Origin of the sequence: Caballeronia sp. LZ043 (assembly GCF_031451075.1) — a bacterium.
Lineage (GTDB): Bacteria > Pseudomonadota > Gammaproteobacteria > Burkholderiales > Burkholderiaceae > Caballeronia.
Window position 1 is genome coordinate 215,910 of record NZ_JARUXT010000004.1, and the last position, 19,702, is coordinate 235,611.

Below are 19,702 nucleotides of genomic sequence, written 5' to 3' on the forward strand. Positions count from 1 at the left end.
ACACGCGCAGCTTGCCTGAAAGCGGGAAGACGCGGCGTTCGAGCGGGAAGCCTTACTTGGCAAACAGCGAGGACATGTCGGCGAAGGCCTTGATCTCGACCGCGTTGCCCGACGGATCGAGGAAGAACATCGTCGCCTGCTCGCCGACTTCGCCCTTGAAGCGCACATGCGGCTCGATGATGAAGCGCGTCTGCGCGGCGCGCAGTTTGTCCGCAAGTTCTTCCCATTGGGGAATCGAGAGCACGACGCCGAAGTGGCGCACCGGCACGGCGTCGCCGTCGACGGCGCTGGTCGAGCGATGGCCGATCTCCTCCGGCGCCAGATGCGCGACGATCTGATGACCGTAGAAATCGAAGTCGACCCATGCTTCGGAACTGCGTCCCTCGGGACAGCCGAGCAAGTCGCCGTAGAAGGCGCGGGCGGCGGCGAGGCTATGAACCGGGAAGGCCAGATGGAACGGCGGCATGGCGTGCTGGGTGGTGTTCATGATGAAGATTCCTTTTCCATACGGGTACGGCGGGGACGAGCCGACAGTGTATTCATGAATATTTCTGTTTGAAAACGATATATTGCTGGACTGAGCCACACTTATTTCGATGAATCGAACATGTTGCGCGAACTCCAGACCTTTATCGCCGTGGCGCGTCACGGCACTTTTGCGGGCGCGGGAGCGCGCATCGGGCTCACGCAGTCGGCCGTCAGCGCGCAAATGCAGCGCCTGGAAGCGCACCTGGGCTTCGCGCTCTTCGACCGCACCGGGCGCTCGGCGACGCTCAACAAGGCGGGCAAGCGCACCCTCGAACTCGCCGACGAACTCATATCGCTCTATGCGCGTCTCGCGGAACCCGAAGGCGAGGGCGGGCGGGGCGGCTCGCTGTCGGTGGGCGCGATCGCTTCAGCGCATGCGGCGCTGCTGCCGGATGCCATTGCCGCATTCGGGCGGACGCTGCCGGCGTGGCGCATCCGTCTGGTGCCGGGCGTGTCGCTGAATCTGCTCGCCCAGGTCGATGCCGGGGAAATGGACATGGCCGTCATCATCCGTCCGCCGTTCTCGCTGCCGGCGGAACTGCAATGGCGCACCTTGAGCGCGGAGCCTTACGTGTTGCTGGCGTCCGGCGCGCGGCGTGGGGCGCACTGGCGCGACCTGCTCGAAACCGAGCCGTTCATCCGTTATGACCGGCGTTCGTTCGGCGGGCGGCAGGTGGATCTGTTCCTGCGCGAGCGGCGCATCGCGGTGCGCGAATCGATCGAGGCGGACGAACTGCCGGGTATCGTCGAGCTCGTCGCGCGCGGACTGGGCGTGGCGCTGCTGCCGGATTCGCGCGCGCTGCGGCCATGGCCGCGCGGCGTCATCGCGCTTTCACTGGGCGAGGATACGTTTCATCGCGAGATTGGTCTCGCCGAACGGGCGCGGCGCGCGCGTGCCGCCGAGCCCGACGCGGCCGCGCGGCTGGCGGACTGCATCGTGACAGCAGCACACGCGCCGAAGCGCGTTTCCATGCGCAAGCGCGGCGGCGTCGCCTAGAATGCGTGGCAGGCGCGGCTGCCTGCCGTGTCATTTCGCGGGGTTTCCAATGGACGACGAACAGCCTGCCGCCGGTCCGGACACATCGAACACGCGTCCCGCCAATACCGCCAATACCGCGCGCTCCGTCATGCGCTACGCCACACTGCGCGCCCAGGCGGCGCTCGACTGGCTGGACCGCGTCGATCCCGGCACGCACCGGCGCATCAAGGGCTTGCGGCTCGTGACCGCCTACGGTATCGCGGCGGCGCTCGGCGCCTTGCAGGACGTCACGCAAGGCATTCCTGGCGGCACGTTGGTGGGAGCGCTCGCGGGCGGCTTCGCGCTGTGGGCGAGCGTCTCCGAAGCCCGCACGACGCGTTGGGAATCGAGCCGCGATCTCGTCATCCTGTGTCTCGCCGCCGCATTCGGCGCGCTGCTGTTCGCGTGGTTCGGGCCGCTGTTCCGTCATCTCGGGCGGGGCGGTGCGGAACTGATTCTCGTGAGCGGCGCGTTCTTCGCGGGCTATCTGAAGCGCTTCGGGAGCACCGGCGCGGGCATGGGCTCGCAGTTGTACATCGGCCAGGTGCTTGCCTATGGATTGAATCTCACCCCCGGCGACACCGGCGCGATCCTGCTCGCGCTCATGATCGGCATGCTGGCGGCGCTCGTGCCGCGCGTGCTGTCAGGGCCGGCGGAACATCCGGTCGTGCTGCCGGCGCTGCGCTCGGAACCCGCCTACGGACGGGAGGCCGTTTCGCCCGCGCTCGCGATGGGCTTGCAGGCCGCCTGCGCATCGCTGGTCGTGGTGCTGCTCAATCGCGCGTTCTCGCTGCGGGAATCGGCCTGGGCGATCACGGCCTGCGTCTATGTGGTCGCGACGTCCGCGGTGGGCACGACGGAGCGCGTTCGCCGGCGCATCTATGGAACGCTCGTCGGCGTGCCGCTCGGCATCGTATGCCTGCCGCTTGCCGAGCACTGGCCGGTGGTGATCTGGGCGCTGGCCGCGCTGGCGATGATCGCGTATGCGATGTCCCTGCCGGAACGCTACGACATTGCCTGCGGCGCGTTCGGCTTCGTGCTGATCGTCACGCTTGCCGTCAACGGCATTCATTCGATCCCGCTGCTCGCCGCCCGCGCCTGGGAGACGCTGTTGGGCGGCGCGCTCGGATGGGCGGCGTCGCGGCTCATCTTTCCGTTGCGGCTGCTGCGCAACTGACGGCCACGGCGCCGCGCCTCAATGGCGCTGCGCCAGCGCGTCCAGTAGCGTATCGAGCTCCGCGAAATTGACCGGCTTGACGAGATGCCCCTCGAAGCCCGCCTGTGCCGAGCGTTCCTTGTCGCTTTCCTGTCCGAAGCCCGTCATCGCGACGACCATCGCGCCGCTGAGCAGCCGCAACGAACGCAGTGAACGCAGGACCGCGAAGCCGTCGATGTCCGGCAGCGCGAGATCGAGCAGGATCAGGTCGGGTGGAAAATGCCGCACCACGTCGATGCCTTCCTTGCCGTGATAGGCAATGCGCACGTCGTGCCCTTTCAGTTGCAGCAACATGGCGAGGCTGTCGGCGGAATCGCGGTTGTCGTCGATGACCACCACGCGCAGGCCGGTGCCGCTTGTCGCGTCCTGCGCGAGCACGCGATGCGGGCGCGGTGCGTCGTCGACGGATGCGTAAGGCAGGCGCACCGTGAACGTGCTGCCCTGGTGCGCGCCGGCGCTCGCCGCGCTGATGGAGCCGCCGTGCAGCTCGACGATCGAGCGGCACAGCGTCAGCCCGATGCCGAGCCCCGCTTCGCCCGGATCGAGGTAATGATCTTCCTGCACGAACAGGTCGAAGATGGAGGTCAGCCCTTTCTGCGAGATGCCGCGCCCGGTGTCGATCACGCGGATCAGCATGGCGCTGGGCTCGCACTCGACCGTCACCGTGATGGTGCTGCCGTGCGGCGAAAATTTCGAAGCGTTGTTGAGCAAGTTCTGCACGACCTGCACGAGCCGGGTGCTGTCGCCCATCAGGATGACCGGCTGGTCCGGCAGCCGGGTGGCGATCTGCTGCGTGCGTTCGTCGGTGAACGGCCGCACGAGTTCGATGCCGCGCGCGACGATGTCGCTGATGTCGGCGCGCGCGAGGCGCAGGTCGATCTTGCCGGTGGTGATGCGGCCCATGTCGAGCAGGTCGTCGACGAGCCGCCCGAGATGCGAGGTCTGCCGGTCGATGATGTCGCGGCACGCGGCCACGCGCGGGTTGAGGTCCGCTTCCATCTGCATCACGCCGACGGCATTGCGAACCGGCGCGAGCGGATTGCGCAGTTCGTGCGCGAGGGTCGCGAGAAATTCGCTGATGCGCCGCGATGACGCTTCGAGCTGCTCCAGACGCTTGCGTTCGCTCATGTCGCGCGTGACCTTGGCGAAGCCGCGCAGGACGCGATGTTCGTCGTACACCGCGGTGATCACCACGTTGGCCCAGAACAGCGAGCCGTCCTTGCGCACGCGCCAGCCTTCGGTTTCGACGCGTCCGGTGCGGATGGCCGTCTGCAACTGGGTTTCGGGGACGTTCGCGACGAGGTCCTCGGGGCAATAGAACGCGGAGAAATGCTTGCCGAGGATCTCCTGCGGCCGATACCCCTTGATGCGCATCGCGCCCGTGTTCCAGCTCGCGATGCAGCCGTCGGGATCGAGCATGAAGATGGCGTAGTCGCTGACGCTTTCGACGAGCAACCGGAAGCGTTCTTCCGACAGGCGCAGCTTTTCTTCCTCGGCGCGCTTGGCGGTGAGATCGCGCGTGTATTTGGCGTAGCCGATGATCTGGCCTTGCGTGTTGCGCGCCGCCGTGATGACGACATTGGCCCAGAACAGCGAGCCGTCCTTGCGTACGCGCCAGCCTTCGTCCTCGAAGCGGCCGGTGGTATAGGCCTGCTTCAACTCGTACTCGGGCCAGCCGCGCGCCACGGATTCCGCGGTATAGAAGCGCGACAGATGCTCGCCGATGATCTCGTGCGCCTCATAGCCCTTGATCTTGCGCGCGCCGGTGTTCCAGCTCGTGATGCGGCCGTTCAGGTCGAGCATGAAGATCGCGCAATCCTCGATGGCGTTGACGAGCGCGTGATAGTGCGCGTCGCTCATCGCGTGGCCGGGAAGGGCGAGTTCCGGGGCAGGGTGGGGGACGGCGGCTGCTTTCGATCGGGTCATGATTCTGTGTTTCAGTACGGCGTTGGCCTGCTTTGCGGGTTCGAACGATCGGTCTCGGAGAGACGGATGCTCGACGGACAGGGCCTATTGATAACACAGTTTGATCGGTTGCCGATGGCGCAGCCGGAGAAGCTCTGGATCTCAACGCCCTAGTGAACACTGGTTTTCATCAACAGTCACCTGGCTCATGTCCAGTGCGGGGGAACATGGATTGCAGATGGGCAGCAAGCGTCGGGCCATGCACGACGAGTCTGTCGATATGGCCGACCGGGACAGCTTCGCGCACGTGAACTTCTGCTTCCGGATCAGTGGGCTGGCGGGGCAGCTCCCCGTCACGCAAACGCCGCTTGACACTCCCCACCACCCTTCATAGCGTGTAAGGGTCCGGTTTCGAAAACGAGCCGCGCTCATCCGTCGGCAGGCCCGACGCATCCAGCGACCTCCCGCTCCTTCATCGCCCTGAAGTCCGCTCACGGAGGCTCTCATGGACCGTCGACGTTTCCTATCCCTGTCCGCGTTCTACACGGTGGCGGCTGCGTCCGGCACGCTCGCGGCCTGTCACTCCAGTCACGACGACGACAGCAACCCCGGCGGCGGCACCGCCCCGCCGCCCGCAGCCGGCGCCTTCGCTTTTCCGCAGGGCGTCGCGAGCGGCGACCCGCGCGATGTATCAACGGTGTTCTGGACGCGCTGTGTCGCGAACGGGAGTGCTTCACAAACGCCGGTCGCGCTGACCTTGCAGGTCTCCACGCAACAGGACTTCGCGCAGCTCGTCGCCAGCGTGCCCTTGAGCGCGGTGCCCGACTACGATTTCACCGTCCGCGCAAAAGTCACCGGGCTGGCCGCGCAGACCACGTATTACTACCGCTTCATCGCAGGCAGCGATGCCAGCGCGACAGGCACGACCCGCACCGCCGCCGCATCGACGGATGCCGTTCCGCAAGTGCGCTTTGCGTGGTTCGTGTGCCAGAACTGGAGCGCGAACCACTGGCAAGCCCTCAACCTGCTGGCCGCCGAAACCGATCTCGATTTCGTCGTGCATCTGGGTGATTACATCTACGAAGCGGGCTTCGCCGCGCCGTCCGGCACGGTGGAACCGGCGCATCCCACGATCACCCTGCCAAGCGGCGGCGTGTATGCCAACACGCTCGACGACTACCGCACGTTGTATCGCACCTACCGTGGCGACGCGCGCTTGCAGAACGTGCATGCGCGTTTTCCGGTCATCGCGATCTGGGACGATCACGAGTTCTCCGACGACTGCTGGCACGACCACCAGACCTATACCAACGCCAACCTGCAGCAGACCGCGCGGCGCCGCAACGCTAACCAGGCATGGGTGGAATACCTTCCGGTCGACTGGGGCGACGTGTCGTTCGATCTGAACAATCCGGCCTATGACAACATCCGCATCTACCGCGACTTCCACTTCGGCTCGCTGATCCATCTCGTCATGACGGACGAGCGGCTCTATCGCGACGATCACGTGGTGCCCGAAGCGGCGATCGCGCAGGCGCTCGGGCACGATCCGGTGAACGGCAACGACCTCGTCGGTTCGCGCTACTTCGTGCAGCAGCAGGTGCTCGCGCAGTTCGAGGCAGCCGACACGCAGCGCCTCGGCCGCGTGCCGTCCATTCTCGGTCCCACGCAGACGCAATGGTGGAAGGACACGCTGAAGGCATCGACGGCGATCTGGAAGGTGTGGGGCAACGAAGTGATGATGAACCGCCTGTGGCTCGACCTGAGCGCGCTCGCGCCGGCGCCCGACAACGTCGTGTTCGTGCTCGACTGCGACGCATGGGACGGCTATCCGTCGCACAAGGCGGATCTGCTGGCGTTCGTGAAGGCGCAGGGCATCAGCAATCTTGTCGCCATCACGGGCGACTTGCATGCGTTCCAGGCGGGCATCGTGCGCGACGTGCCGGACCCCGCGAACGGCACGCCGGTCATGATCGACCTGATGTCGGCGGGCATCAGCAGCCAGCCGTTCTTCGAGGACGTGAAGACCTATTCGGCGGGCATGCCGCTGGCCTCGCTGATCAGCGCGCCCGCGCTGTTCGACGCGTTCATCCGTCAGAACAATCCGGACATGCAGTACGCCGATCACGACGGCATCGGCTATGCGACCGCGACCGTCACGCCGACGCAGTTCATCGCAATCTTCAACAAGATGAAGTTCCTGAACGCCGACGGCAGCGCGCCCGCCGCGCCGCTGCAAAAGCGCACGCAACTGACGATCAACGCGGGCGCGGTGGCCGTGACGGTTCAGGACGACGTATGACGGGCGCCACCGCTTCGGAGTCATGCTTCCGGGGGGATTTCATCACGCGGGTGCAAACGTACACTGCGTGCACATTTCGGGAGATCGAGCCTGTGGCAGGCAGTGCGACGAGGCCCATGAAGTGAACCTTGAAACCCTCAGGAGCACGATCATGATCGGAAAACTCATCGGCGTTGTCCTGGCCGTGGCGCTGGCCGCCGGCTGCTACGCCCTCATCCGCGGCCACGACCCGCAGAACCTGTACATGGACGACAACGCGCTGCTGTCGCGTTACCTCTCCGATTCGCGCGCACTGGCCGCCGACAGCGAACCCGCCAGCACGAGCCTCGCCACCGTCAAGCACGCCAGCCCGCTGCTGGAGTCGCAGGACTGAGGGGCGTTCAGTCTTCGCCGTCGGTGTTGTCGAAGAGCGTGCGCAGCATGCGTTCCGGGTTGGCCAGAAACGCGCGCGTCACCTTGAAGTGCTCGGTGTCTTCGTACGCGACCCGTTCGATGCCGTCCGCCGTGAACTGGTAGATCCACGCTTCGGGGTAAGCCATCAGGATTGGCGAATGGGTGGCGATGATGAACTGCGAGGCGTCGGCGGTCAGGTCGTGGATGCGCGCCAGCGCGGCAAGCTGGCGCTGCGGGGACAGCGCTGCCTCGGGTTCGTCGAGCAGATAGAGTCCTTGCCCGCCGAAACGCTCCATCAGCAGCGTCAGGAACGACTCGCCGTGCGACTGCTCGTGCAGCGACCGGCCGCCGTACGACGAGATCACCGGCGCGCCGAGACCCGGTTCGGCGTCGAGTTCCTCGATCTGCGTGGCCACGTTGAAGAAGCTCTCGGCGCGCAAGAAGAAACCGTCGCGCGGCCGCTTCACGCCCTTTGCGATGCGCAGGTATTCATGCAACGGCGAGTGCGAAACCCGCGTGCCGAAGCGAAAGTTCTTCGAGCCGCCTTCGGGATTGAAGCCCATCGAAACGGCAATGGCTTCCAGCAGGGTAGACTTGCCCGAGCCGTTCTCGCCGACCAGGAACGTGACCTTCGGATGCGGCTCCAGCGTGTCCAGCCCGCGCACGGCGGGCAGCGAGAACGGATAGGCATCGAACGACGGCGCCTTGTCGCGCAACAGCGTGATGCGGCTGATGAAGCGGGTCGAGATGACCATCGGCGGCGGCGCGTCAGTGGAACGCCTGGTTCGCCGCGTTCTTTGCCGCATTCGCCGCATCGGTCGCGCCCACGGCCCCGACCGACTCGCGCTTCCGGCTCAAATCGATCTTCGGCATGAACAGCATCGACACCACGGCGCCCAGCGCGATCACGAACATCGCCGTGAAGGTCAGGTGCAGCGAATGATGCAGCACCAGGCGAATGTCCTCGTTGGCGGCGAAGTCGCCGGTCACGGACGTCAGCAGCGCCTTGAGCTGATCGGCATGGACGGGAGGCAGGCCGTCCGTGTGCGTGAGCCCGAAGTTCTGCACCGCGCCGAACACGGCCGCGCCGAGCGTGTTGCCGAGATTGCGCGAGAACAGGTTCGACGCGGTCGCGCTGCCGCGTTCGAGCGGCTGCACGATCTCCTGGATCAGGATCAGGCACGACACGCTCGTAATGCCCATGCCGAAGCCGACGATGGCCGAGCCCACGCCCGCCCACACCGGGCTCGACTCGGGTCCCAACAGCACGAACGGCACCGAGCCGAGCGGAATGAACACCGGCCCGATCATCAGCAGACGGCGCAGCCCGATGCGCGTGAAGGTGCGCGACGTGAAGGTCGCGCCGCTCGGCCAGCCGATCATCATCATCGTGAGCGCGAGGCCCGCTTCGACCGGCGTGCGGTGCATCACGCCCTGCACGTACATCGGCAGGAAGGTGGTGAGGCCCATCATCGCCATGCCGGCGAGCACGGTCGCCGCGTTGCTGGCCGCGATCGGACGGTGCGACCACAGGCTGAAGGAGATCATCGGGTCGGCGGCGCGGCGTTCCTGCCAGACAAACAGCACGCAACTCAGCAGCAGCACGGCCAGTTCCACGCCGACGCGCACATTGCTCGCATGGCCCGCGTCGGTGAGCGCCATCATCAGCGAGGCGACGGCGGCGGTGAACAGGAACGCGCCGCCCAGGTCGATCGCCGGACGGTCATGGCGCTTTTCCTCGTGCAGGAAGAACACGAACAGCGCGGCGGCCAGGATGCCGATCGGCACGTTGATCCAGAAGATCCACGCCCACGAGAACTGGCGGATCAGGAGGCCGCCGACCATCGGCCCGAGCACCGCCGACACCGCCCACACGCTCGCCAGATAGCCCTGCACCTTGCCGCGTTCGCGCGCCGGATAGAGATCGCCGACCACGGTCAGCGCCACTGGCAGGATCGCGCCCGCGCCGACGCCCTGGATCAGCCGGAACACGATCATCGCGGGCATCGACCACGCAAAGCCTGCCAGCACCGAGCCGATCAGAAAGATCACGATGCCCGTGAGCACGGCTGGCTTGCGCCCGAAGATGTCGGAGAGCTTGCCGAACACCACGGTGAGCGCGGTCTGCGTGAGCAGGAACGACGAGAACACCCAGCTGTAGAGATTCAGGCCGCCGAGCTGCGTGGCGATTTGCGGCATGGCGGTCGAGACGATGGTGGCCTCGATCGCGACCATGGCCATCGAAGCCATGACGGCGGCAATGACGAGAGGACGAACGGTTTGACGGGACTGTGACATGCGGTGGTCGAAAGACGCGCCACCCGCCGCGCAACCGATGCAGCTGCGCACTTGCGGGTCCTGCACGTGAATGGAAGAGACAGCGGCGATGCCCCGGCCTGTGATTATTCTTGCAATTGGCTTTCGTCCGGAGCGACGTTGCCGGTGAACTGGCGACCCGTGCAATGTTATCCCGTGCCGGCCGATGCTGCTTGCGCCGGCCGCGAGGATCAAACGCGCGGTTCGACCAGTTCAACCCTGTGAGACCGAAGTCGCGCTCCTCATTAATCGCTAATTCTTCGCCGCTACGCTGGATTACGTGGATGGACGGTGCTCCCCCAAGTACTTCCCCAGTCCGTTCACATCTCGACTCTCCTCAGCCTTGGCGCCGGCCCCGACGGGCTGGCGCACTTTTTACCGCGGCGCCTGGCGCCCTCGTGTTCTACATGTTGCCTTTCCTACCGGAATCCCCGCGAATGTCGCCTAAAATCGAACCGGCAGAACCCGCGCCCGCAGGCGCGCCCCGTTCCTTCCGGAGACGGCAGATTCGCATGATCAAATCGCTGAAAAACCAGCTGGTGATCGCGCTCGGCATTCTCGTGACCGTGATCGGCGTGATTCAGGGCGTGAGTTCCTACAAGCTGAGCCAGGCCGGCACGAACGCACTGCTCGACACGCGTCTCGTGCAGGTGGCGACGCGCATGCGCGACGGTTTCGCCGAGGGCATTCCCGCCAATCCGTCGCGCGGCAGTCAGGATGACCGCGACGTGGTGGTGGTCGTGTGGAAGCCGGGCGAGGCGGTGCCGTTCCGCACCACTGAGCCGTCGCTGCGCTTTCCGCGCGATGCAGCTCCGGGCTTCTCCAACGTGGTCGCCAACAGCGAGCATTGGCGCATCTACACGCGCCGCGAGCCGACCATGACGATCCAGGTGGCCCAGCGCGCTTCGGTGCGCCACGACCTGACCGAGGAAACCGCCACCCTGGCGCTGTGGCCCACGGTCGTGCTGCTGCCGCTCGTGTGGATCCTGGTCGCGCTGGTCGTGCGCCGCTCGTTGCGGCAACTGACCGAGCTGGGCCGCGAGGTGCAGGGCATCGACACGAGCCATCTCCAGCCGCTGTCGCTGGTCGGCGTGCCGACCGAGATCAAGCCCTTCATCGAGTCGATCAACACGATGATCGAACGTCTCGCGGGCGCCATCGACAAGGAGCGCAAGTTCATCGCCGATGCCGCGCACGAGCTGCGTACGCCGCTCACCGCGCTGCAGTTGCAGGCGGACAATCTGGCGCCGCATATCGCTCCGGGCAATCAGGAACGCTTCCAGGAACTGCGCAAGGGCATCGCGCGCAGCGGCAAGCTGATCGCGCAACTGCTGCGTCTGGCGCGCGCCGATGCGCCCGTGAACGGCGCCGCGCCGCTCGCGCGCGTGGATCTGTCGGAAGTCGTGACGGGCGCGGTCGCCGATGTCCTGCCGATCGCCATCGCCCGTGGCCTCGATATCGGCGCCGAGGAGATGGTGAGCGCGCACGTCCGGGCCATCGAGACGGACTTGGGCATGGCGGTGAAGAACCTGGTGTCGAACGCGGTGCGCTATACGCCCGATGGCGGCACCATCGACCTGCGCATGCGGCGCGACGGCGAACGGGTGTGGATCGACGTGATCGATACCGGGCCGGGCATCGACGAGGCCTTGCTGCCGCGCGTCTTCGACCGCTTCTTTCGGGCCTGTCCGGATATCGAGGGCAGCGGGCTCGGGCTGTCGATCGTCAAGGCGATCGCCGCGCGCTACGGCGGCGACGTCATGCTGCGCAACCGCGATGACGGGCAATCGGGGATCGTCGCGTCGATCGGCTTCGTGACCGAGGCCGTCACGGAAAACCTGACCGCCCCCGATCCCGTCTGCGCCTGAACGAGACGGCGCGAGACGGCGCAATTTGCGCCGATTACAATGCATTCGCTGCGGGACACGCGGGGTGCATCGTCCCGTTGCAATGCCGGCGCGCGAGGCGCGTCATTCCTGTCCGCATGGCGGCGCCGTGCGGTCCGTTGGATTTCACGGGGCGGGGTAGAGCATGCGCATTCTTCTCATCGAAGACGACATCCAGATCGGCACGAGCCTCATGCGGGCCTTGAAGGACGCGGACTATGCCGTCGACTGGGTGCGTGACGGCCAGGCGGGCCGCGAGGCGCTGGGCGCCGCCGACTACACCGTGGTGCTGCTCGATCTCGGCCTGCCGGGCATGAGCGGTATCGAACTGCTGCGGCAGGCGCGCTCGGCCGGCAACGCGACACCGGTACTGATCCTCACCGCACGCGACGACCTCGATACGCGCGTCCAGGGCCTCGATCTCGGCGCCGACGACTATCTGCTCAAACCCTTCGACATGCCGGAACTGCTCGCGCGCATCCGCGCCGTGCTGCGTCGCAAGGCGGGCTACGCGGTGTCCCGTCTCGGCGACGATTCCATCAACCTCAATCTCGACCAGCGCACGCTCACTTGTGGCGAAACGTCGGGCGTGCTGTCGGCGCGGGAATTCGCGCTGATGCATGCGCTGCTCGAACGTCCCGGCACCATCTTCTCGCGCGACCAGTTGGAAGACCGGCTGTACGGCTGGGGCAAGGAAGTGGAGAGCAACGCCGTGGACGTGCTCATCCATTCCGTGCGCAAGAAATTCGGCGCGAGCGTGATTCGCAACGTGCGCGGGCTCGGCTGGACCGTGATGCTCGGACAGGCCGGCCACGAGGACACCAGGTAACGCACCGGGCCACGCGCAGGTTTCAGCGCCGGTCGCCGTGATGCCCGATCTCGCCGCAAAAATGCATGCTGTACGAATGATCCTGTTCCTCGACCTGCCGCATGCGGCGTTCGAGGTCGGCGAGATCGGTGGAGGAGGACAGATAGTCTTCCTGCGCGTCGTGGCTGGAAAAGAAGCTGCCGAGTGACTTCGAGAAACGTTCGAACATGATGGACTCCCGTCGTGATTAATGGCCTGTACCGCGGGCCGACAGAAGCAGATTAGGCCGCGTCCATTAGCGAAGAATGAGCGCGCGCGGGCACGCGCAATGCGCTTCCCATGGCATGCATCAGCGTTCGCCAGCGCACTGTCGGCGGGGCCGTGCAGCGTGAACGCACTGCCGCGCCGCACCATCCCGTGATATCGTCTTTCATACGGTTTCAAAGCGGGTTTTCAAGCGGAACGCCGCGCGTTTCGCGCATTCATCGATCGTCTTCGTGAAGGCCGCCATGAACGATGTGCCCCGTACCCTCAGTGCCCGCGACCGCATCGAGTTGCTCTGCTGGCTCACGTGCGGCAGCCTCGGCGCGTTCTACCTGAACGGTGTCTGGCCGGCCGCCACCTTCCACGTGCAGGCGGCGCACAAGTGGCTGGACCGGCATCAGCGGCTGGCCGACTGGCTGACCATCGCCAAGCTCGCGGCCATCGCGCGGGACATCGCCACGCAGCATTGCGCGCTGCTCGAAGCGGACTGGGCGCGGGATGCCGTCGAAGAGATTCTCGACAGCGAAGACCTCAACTATCAATCGGATGTCGTGCGGCAGGTGTTCGACGATTGCCGCCGGGCGCTCGCGGAGAAGCGGACGCCGGAGTGAGGCACGCTCCTGGCCCGGGCGTTCAGCGGCGATGGTCCTGACCGCGCGCAAGCGTGCAACGGGAGCCGTGCCCGCCCCGCGACGGCGTAGCGGGCGGCGTCTGGAACGCCAGCTTTTCGATTCTCATATCCATAACGTACCTCGCCGCCGAGGTTGCGCCTGGCGGGTTTCATCATCATCCCATCACCAGCCGGGAGGTTTGTCTTCCTTTGGATGCTGTGTCACGGGCATTTTCAGTAAGCGATCCTGCTGCCGTTTAACAGCCTCCCTAGCGCAAATCACTGTATGAATGTACAGTAGCGCCATCCCTCGTTTCGCAGCGCCGCGCAACGCGCACTCCCATGTTCCATGCGTTGAAACCTGTCGTTTGCGCATCGGACGCGGCGCACCGGCCGCGCCGATGAACCCGCAAGCTCCGCATCCGGCGCCGCGCCGCATCGCGCATCTCGACATGGATGCGTTCTTCGCATCGGTGGAGCTGCTGCGTTATCCCGAACTGCGGGGCATGGCGGTGGTCGTGGGCGGCGGCCGCAGCGCCACGCCGGAAACGCTGCCCGACGGCACGCGCCGCTTTCGGCGGCTGCGCGACTACGCGGGGCGGGGCGTCGTCACCACATCAACTTACGAAGCGCGCAAGTTCGGCGTGTTTTCCGCGATGGGCATGATGAAGGCCGCGCAACTCGCGCCGGACGCCATCCTGCTGCCCACCGATTTCGAGTCGTACCGCCATTACTCGCGGCTTTTCAAGGCGGCCGTCGCCACTTTTACGTCGCAGATCGAGAATCGCGGCATCGATGAAATCTATATCGATGTCGGCGACCTGCCCGGCGAGCCCGCCGAGATCGGCCGCCGCATGAAGGATGCCGTGCACGAGGCCACCGGGCTGACGTGTTCCATCTGCATCGCGCCGAACAAGCTGCTCGCGAAGATCGGCTCCGAACTCGACAAGCCCGACGGCCTCACCATCCTGACGATGGACGACCTGCCCACCCGCATCTGGCCGCTCGCCGCGCGCAAGGTGAACGGCATCGGGCCGAAGGCGAACGAGCGGCTGGCGGCGCTCGGCATCCATACGGTGGGCGACATCGCCGCCGCCGATCCCGGCTTGCTGCAGACGCACTTCGGCCGCACTTACGCGGCGTGGCTGGCCCGCATCGCGCAAGGCGAGGACGACCGGCCCGTGGTCACCAGCTCCACGCCGAAGTCGATGAGCCGCGAAACCACCTTCGAGCGCGATTTCCATCCGAAGCAGGACCGTGCGACGCTGTCCGCCGAGTTCACCGCGCTCTGCACGCGCGTTGCCGACGATCTCCAGCGCAAGGGTTATGTCGGCCGCACGGTGGGCATCAAGCTGCGTTTCGACGACTTCCGCACCGTCACGCGCGACCTGACCGTGCCGGTCGCGACGGCCGATCCCGTCGAGATTCGCCGCGCCGCGACCGAATGCCTGAAGCGCATCGTGCTCGAACGGCGCATTCGTCTGCTCGGCGTGCGCGTCAGCGCGCTGGCGGGCCACGACGAGAGCGCGCCCGTCGAACCGATGCAGGTGGAACTGCCGTTCGACGCCCCCGGCGAGTGAGCCGGCGCGACAGGCTTATGACGCGCGCAGATAAGCACATGTCAGATGCTTCGTTGTAGGCTGCTGTGCCGCACGCTAGATTGTTCGCTTCCCCGAAGTGACCGATTCGAACCATTCGACCGTGACGACCCTGACCGCTTCTCAAGACGCCGACATTCAGGCATCCGCCGCCGATCAACCCATCGAGATCCGTCCATTCGATGCCCCGCTCGGCGCCGAAGTGCTCGGGCTCGATCTGTCGCGGCCATTGTCGGCAGCTGATTTCGCGCGCATCCATCGCGCGCACCTGGACTACCACGTGCTCGTGTTCCGCGACCAGCGCATCAAGCCGGACGAGCAGGTGGCGTTCAGCAAGCGCTTCGGGCCGCTGCAGATCCACGTGCTGCATCAGTTCGGGCTCGCGGGCCATCCGGAAGTGCTGATCGTCTCGAACATCACCGAGAACGGCAAGCCGATCGGCCTGGGCGATGCCGGCCATTTCTGGCATTCGGACCTGTCGTACAAGGACAAGCCGAGCCTCGGCTCGCTGCTGCATGCGCAGGAACTGCCGGCGGTCGGCGGCGACACGCTGTTCGCCAACCAGCATCTCGCGTGGGACAGCTTGCCCGCGCATCTGCAAAAAGCGGTGGACGGGCGCGTGGCCGAGCATACCTATCTGGCCAAGTATGCCGAATTGCAGAAGCGCAGCCCGTGGCGGCCGAATCTTTCGGCGGAACAGATTGCCCAGGTCAAGCCGGTGACGCACCCCGTCGTGCGGACGCATCCGGAAACGCAGCGCCGCGCGCTGTTCGTGAGCGAGCACTTCACCACGCGCGTGATCGGCTTGCCTGAAGACGAAAGCCAGTCCCTGCTCGCCGAACTCTTCGCGCACAGCACGCGGCCGGAATTTATCTATCGCCATCAATGGCAGGCGCGCGACATGGTGTTCTGGGACAACCGCTCGGTGATGCATCTCGCGGCCGGCACGCCCGACGATCAGCGCCGCAAGCTGTATCGCACGACCATCGAAGGCGACGCGCCTTTCTGACCGGTCCACATCAAACACTATTCATTGAATCACGGGGTTTCATCGATGCAGTCTCGCAAAGGGAAGGGCGCTGCGCGCGCACTTGGCGCAGCGCTCGCGCTCGCGCTGGGCGTGACGTCGGCGGGCGCGCAGGCCGAGGGCACGCTGCGGGTGGCCGAGCAGTTCGGCGTCGTGTATCTGTTGCTCAACGTCGCGCGCGACCAGAAGTTCATCGAGCAGGAAGGCAAGAAGGAAGGGCTCGACATCAAGGTCGAATGGGCGAAGCTCTCGGGCGGCGCAAGCGTCAATGACGCGCTGCTGTCTGGTTCCGTCGATATCGCGGCGGCCGGCGTCGGTCCGCTGCTGACCATCTGGGACCGCACGCATGGCCGCCAGAATGTGAAGGGCGTGGCGTCGCTGGGCAATTTCCCTTACTACCTCGTGTCGAACGATCCGCGCGTGAAGACCATAGCCGACTTCACCGACAAGGACCGCATCGCGGTGCCGGCGGTGGGCGTGTCGGTGCAATCGCGCGTGCTGCAATATGCCGCCGCGAAGACCTGGGGCGACAAGGCCTACGACCGTCTCGACAAGTACACGCAAGCGGTGCCGCATCCCGACGCCACCGCGGCGCTCATCGCGGGCGGCACGGAGATCAATGCGCACTTCGGCAATCCGCCGTTCCAGCAGCAGGAACTCGCGGGCAATCCGAAGGCGCACATCGTGCTCAATTCCTACGATGTGCTCGGGGGCCCGAGTTCCGCGACCGTGCTCTACGCCACCGAGAAGTTCCGCAACGAGAACCCGAAGACGTATCGCGCGTTCGTCGCGGGTCTTGCCGATGCGGCGAACTTCATCACGCAGCATCCGGAACAGGCCGCCGATATCTATCTGCGCGTGAACCAGGCCCGGCTCGACCGCGACCTGCTGATCAAGGTCATCAAGGATCCGGCGGTGCAGTTCAAGGTGGCGCCGCAGAACACCTTCGGGCTTGCGCAGTTCATGCACCGGGTGGGCGTCATCAAGAACGAGCCGAAGTCGTGGCAGGACTACTTCTTCACGGATCCGGCGACGAAGAACGGCAGCTGAGACGAGCCGCGCGTTTATCGGCGGAGGTGGATTGGTTATGCGCAATGATTGGTTCGCGCGGGGCGCGTGCGCCGCTATCGTAAGCGTTTGCCTCTCCAGCCTCTCCGCACAATAAACATGGCCGCCAATCCTCAAGCGCTGTATGCGCCGCCACCCGAAGCGCATGCTTCGACGAGCGGCAAGCTGCTCAGCGTGGAGCACGTCTCGCTCGAATACCGCACACGCGAACGGATCGTGCGGGCCACGCACGATGTCAGTTTCGATGTCTACGGCGCGGACCGCTTCGTGCTGCTCGGCCCGTCGGGCTGCGGCAAATCCACCTTGCTGAAGGCGGTTGCGGGTTTCATCGAGCCGGTGGCGGGCAGGATCGAAATCGGCGGGGAACGCGTGCGCGGGCCGGGTGCGGACCGTATCGTCGTGTTCCAGGAATTCGACCAGTTGCCGCCGTGGAAGACCGTCGTGCAGAACGTGGCCTTTCCGCTGCGCGCCGCGCGCAAGCTGGGACGCGCCGAAGCGCGTGAACGCGCGCTGCATTATCTCGACAAGGTCGGTCTCGCCCCTTTCGCCGACGCTTATCCGCATACGCTCTCGGGCGGCATGAAGCAGCGTGTCGCCATCGCGCGCGCGCTCGCGATGCAGCCGCGCGTCCTCCTGATGGACGAGCCGTTCGCCGCGCTCGATGCCCTCACGCGCCGCCGCATGCAGGAAGAACTGCTGCGCCTGTGGAGCGACGAGCGCTTCACGCTGTTGTTCGTCACGCATTCGATCGAGGAAGCGCTGATCGTCGGCAATCGCATCTTGTTGCTGAGCCCGCATCCCGGACGCGTGCGCGCCGAACTCAACAGTCATCAATACACCCAGGAAAGCATGGGGCGCGGCGAGTTCCAGCAGAGCGTCGCCCGCATTCACCGCTTGCTGTTCGAAGAGGAGGCCGCGCAATGAGCACGCCGCATCTGATCGTGCCGCCGGTGCGGCCGGAATATGAAGTCGAGCCGGTCGCGCCCGAAGGCATCGGCCACGAGGCGCCGCTGCCGCTCTCGAAGCGTCTGCTGGATCAGGCCTGGCTGCGCAAGACCTTCATCGCGCTGGTGTTGATCGGCTTGTGGGAGATCGCGGCGCGCAGCGTCGACAACGACCTGCTGCTGCCCACCTTCAGCGCGACCTTTATCGCGTTCGTGCAGGGCATTGCGTCGGGCGAGCTGATCGAGAAGATCGGCATCTCGATGTCAGTGCTGCTGCGCGGCTATGCGCTCGGCGCGCTGCTCGCGTTCGTGCTGACCTCCCTGGCCGTGTCGACGCGCATCGGCCGCGACATCCTCTCGATGCTCACCGCAATGTTCAACCCGCTGCCGTCCATCGCGCTATTGCCGCTTGCGCTGCTGTGGTTCGGCCTCGGCACGGGCAGCCTGCTGTTCGTGCTGGTGCATTCGGTGCTGTGGCCGCTGGCGCTCAACACGTATGCGGGATTCCAGGCGGTGCCCGCGACCCTGCGCATGACGGGCCGCAACTATGGCCTGACTGGTCTGCGCCACGTGCTGCTGATTCTCGTGCCGGCCGCGCTGCCTTCCATCTTGGCGGGCCTGCGCGTGGGCTGGGCGTTCGCGTGGCGCACGCTGATTGCCGCGGAACTCGTGTTCGGCGCGAGTTCGGGCAAGGGCGGCCTTGGCTGGTACATCTTCCAGAACCGCAACGAGCTCTATACGGATCGCGTGTTCGCGGGGCTGGCGGCGGTCATCGTGATCGGTCTGGCGGTCGAGCATCTCGTCTTCGATACCATCGAACGCGTCACGGTGCGCCGCTGGGGCGTGCAGCAGTAAGCGGTGTTCCTTGCGCGTTCAGGACGTCGCGCCGTCTTCGGCGCGAACGAAGTCGATGAACGCGCGCAACGGCCCTGGCATATGCGCGCGGCTCGGATAGTAGAGGCGCGGACCGGTGAAGCTTTGCCACCACGGCTTGAGCACCGGCACGAGCGCGCCGCTTTCGATGCCGCCGCGTACGAATTCATCGAAGGTATAGACGAGCCCCAGGCCTGCCGTGACCGCGGCGCGCGCCACTTCCACCGACGACGTCACGAGCGGCCCTTGCGGCGCGATCCGTAACGTTTCCTTGCCGCGCACGAATTCCCATGCGGCGAGGACTCCGCTGTCGAACCGATGCCCGATGCAGGCGTGATTCACGAGATCGCGCGGATGCTTAGGCTCGCCGTGCGCGGCGAGATACGCGGGCGCGGCCACCGCGACGAAGCGCTGGATGCGCGGCCCGATGGGCACCGCGATCATGTCGCGCTCGATGCTTTCGTCGTAGCGGATGCCGGCGTCGAAGCCGGCGGCGAGGACGTCGATGAAGCGGTCCGTCGCGCTGATCTCCAGCTTGATGCCTGGATGCGCGGTCAGAAAGCGCGCGACGATGGGCGGCAGGATCTCGCGCGAGACGATGCGCGGCACGTTCAGGCGCAGCGTGCCGGTGGGGCTGTCGCGAAAACCGTTCACGGCATCCAGCGCGCTGGCGATCTCCGTGAACGCGGGCGCGAGCCGTTCGATCAGCCGTTCGCCGGCTTCGGTCGGCGTGACGCTGCGCGTGGTGCGATTGAGCAGCCGCACGCCGAGCCGCGCTTCCAGCCGGCGCACCGCCTCGCTCAGCGAAGACGCCGATACGCCCCGCAACAGCGCCGCCTGCCTGAAGCCGCGCGAGCGCGCGACCGCCAGGAACGCGTGGAGATCGGACAGATCGGGTTCGTTCATTGTTCGCCTCTGCGCACAGCCCATTCGGATTGAGGTGGAT

At 65.9% G+C, this 19,702-nt stretch carries 18 protein-coding genes; 12 read left to right on the forward strand and 6 right to left on the reverse strand.

Annotated elements, in window-relative coordinates; all coding sequences use genetic code 11:
- Positions 1 to 52 precede the first annotated feature (52 nt).
- Positions 53 to 487, reverse strand: a complete 435-nt coding sequence (locus tag QCE64_RS28710; RefSeq protein ID WP_309934405.1) for a VOC family protein — start codon at positions 485 to 487, stop codon at positions 53 to 55.
- A 120-nt stretch (positions 488 to 607) separates the two neighbouring features.
- On the opposite strand from QCE64_RS28710, the gene QCE64_RS28715 reads away from it, so the two are divergent.
- Positions 608 to 1,525: a LysR family transcriptional regulator gene (locus tag QCE64_RS28715; RefSeq protein WP_309925659.1), complete on the forward strand. Its 918-nt coding sequence runs from the start codon at positions 608 to 610 to the stop codon at positions 1,523 to 1,525.
- Positions 1,526 to 1,655: 130 nt separating this feature from the next.
- The gene (locus QCE64_RS28720) at positions 1,656 to 2,723 is read left to right on the forward strand and encodes an FUSC family protein (protein WP_309927481.1); all 1,068 of its coding nucleotides are present in this window, start codon (positions 1,656 to 1,658) and stop codon (positions 2,721 to 2,723) included.
- Positions 2,724 to 2,741: 18 nt separating this feature from the next.
- Here the strand turns inward: QCE64_RS28720 and QCE64_RS28725 are convergent, their stop codons facing one another.
- Positions 2,742 to 4,622, reverse strand: a complete 1,881-nt coding sequence (locus QCE64_RS28725; protein ID WP_404987785.1) for a PAS domain S-box protein — start codon at positions 4,620 to 4,622, stop codon at positions 2,742 to 2,744.
- A 550-nt stretch (positions 4,623 to 5,172) separates the two neighbouring features.
- Here QCE64_RS28725 and QCE64_RS28730 point away from each other — a divergent pair.
- Both QCE64_RS28730 and QCE64_RS28735 read left to right on the forward strand, forming a co-directional pair.
- Positions 5,173 to 6,969, forward strand: a complete 1,797-nt coding sequence (locus QCE64_RS28730; RefSeq protein ID WP_310007589.1) for an alkaline phosphatase D family protein — start codon at positions 5,173 to 5,175, stop codon at positions 6,967 to 6,969.
- A 151-nt stretch (positions 6,970 to 7,120) separates the two neighbouring features.
- A complete protein-coding gene (locus QCE64_RS28735; protein WP_309819313.1) occupies positions 7,121 to 7,342 on the forward strand; it encodes a hypothetical protein in 222 nt (73 codons plus the stop codon).
- A gap of 7 nt (positions 7,343 to 7,349) precedes the next feature.
- Here QCE64_RS28735 and QCE64_RS28740 read toward each other — a convergent pair whose 3' ends face one another.
- Together QCE64_RS28740 and QCE64_RS28745 are read right to left on the reverse strand one after the other, a co-directional pair.
- Positions 7,350 to 8,117 (reverse strand): AAA family ATPase, encoded by a 768-nt coding sequence (locus tag QCE64_RS28740; RefSeq protein ID WP_309934412.1) that lies wholly within the window; start codon positions 8,115 to 8,117, stop codon positions 7,350 to 7,352.
- A gap of 13 nt (positions 8,118 to 8,130) precedes the next feature.
- Positions 8,131 to 9,660 (reverse strand): MDR family MFS transporter, encoded by a 1,530-nt coding sequence (locus tag QCE64_RS28745; RefSeq protein WP_310007591.1) that lies wholly within the window; start codon positions 9,658 to 9,660, stop codon positions 8,131 to 8,133.
- Positions 9,661 to 10,190: 530 nt separating this feature from the next.
- Here QCE64_RS28745 and QCE64_RS28750 point away from each other — a divergent pair.
- Positions 10,191 to 11,546: an ATP-binding protein gene (locus QCE64_RS28750; RefSeq protein ID WP_309925669.1), complete on the forward strand. Its 1,356-nt coding sequence runs from the start codon at positions 10,191 to 10,193 to the stop codon at positions 11,544 to 11,546.
- Positions 11,547 to 11,709: 163 nt separating this feature from the next.
- The gene (locus QCE64_RS28755; protein WP_309925670.1) at positions 11,710 to 12,393 is read left to right on the forward strand and encodes a response regulator transcription factor; all 684 of its coding nucleotides are present in this window, start codon (positions 11,710 to 11,712) and stop codon (positions 12,391 to 12,393) included.
- A 22-nt stretch (positions 12,394 to 12,415) separates the two neighbouring features.
- Here the strand turns inward: QCE64_RS28755 and QCE64_RS28760 are convergent, their stop codons facing one another.
- The gene (locus QCE64_RS28760) at positions 12,416 to 12,601 is read right to left on the reverse strand and encodes a DUF3563 family protein (protein ID WP_309925671.1); all 186 of its coding nucleotides are present in this window, start codon (positions 12,599 to 12,601) and stop codon (positions 12,416 to 12,418) included.
- 280 nt (positions 12,602 to 12,881) lie between these two features.
- Here QCE64_RS28760 and QCE64_RS28765 point away from each other — a divergent pair, with 280 nt between their 5' ends.
- The 6 genes from QCE64_RS28765 (at position 12,882) to QCE64_RS28790 (ending at position 18,738) form a co-directional block, all read left to right on the forward strand.
- On the forward strand, positions 12,882 to 13,247 hold the full coding sequence (locus QCE64_RS28765) for a hypothetical protein (protein ID WP_309925672.1): 366 nt from the start codon (positions 12,882 to 12,884) through the stop codon (positions 13,245 to 13,247).
- A 400-nt stretch (positions 13,248 to 13,647) separates the two neighbouring features.
- The gene (gene dinB / locus QCE64_RS28770; RefSeq protein ID WP_309934416.1) at positions 13,648 to 14,826 is read left to right on the forward strand and encodes a DNA polymerase IV; all 1,179 of its coding nucleotides are present in this window, start codon (positions 13,648 to 13,650) and stop codon (positions 14,824 to 14,826) included.
- A gap of 130 nt (positions 14,827 to 14,956) precedes the next feature.
- Positions 14,957 to 15,853: a TauD/TfdA family dioxygenase gene (locus QCE64_RS28775; protein WP_310008590.1), complete on the forward strand. Its 897-nt coding sequence runs from the start codon at positions 14,957 to 14,959 to the stop codon at positions 15,851 to 15,853.
- A 45-nt stretch (positions 15,854 to 15,898) separates the two neighbouring features.
- A complete protein-coding gene (locus QCE64_RS28780; protein ID WP_310007593.1) occupies positions 15,899 to 16,921 on the forward strand; it encodes an ABC transporter substrate-binding protein in 1,023 nt (340 codons plus the stop codon).
- Between the two features lie 117 nt (positions 16,922 to 17,038).
- Complete coding sequence (locus QCE64_RS28785; RefSeq protein WP_309925679.1) at positions 17,039 to 17,863, forward strand: ABC transporter ATP-binding protein; 825 nt, start codon at positions 17,039 to 17,041, stop codon at positions 17,861 to 17,863.
- Positions 17,860 to 18,738 (forward strand): ABC transporter permease, encoded by an 879-nt coding sequence (locus tag QCE64_RS28790; RefSeq protein ID WP_309925681.1) that lies wholly within the window; start codon positions 17,860 to 17,862, stop codon positions 18,736 to 18,738. Before QCE64_RS28785 ends, QCE64_RS28790 begins: the two co-directional genes overlap by 4 nt.
- A gap of 18 nt (positions 18,739 to 18,756) precedes the next feature.
- Here the strand turns inward: QCE64_RS28790 and QCE64_RS28795 are convergent, their stop codons facing one another.
- Positions 18,757 to 19,662, reverse strand: a complete 906-nt coding sequence (locus tag QCE64_RS28795) for a LysR family transcriptional regulator (protein WP_310007595.1) — start codon at positions 19,660 to 19,662, stop codon at positions 18,757 to 18,759.
- Positions 19,663 to 19,702 lie beyond the last annotated feature (40 nt).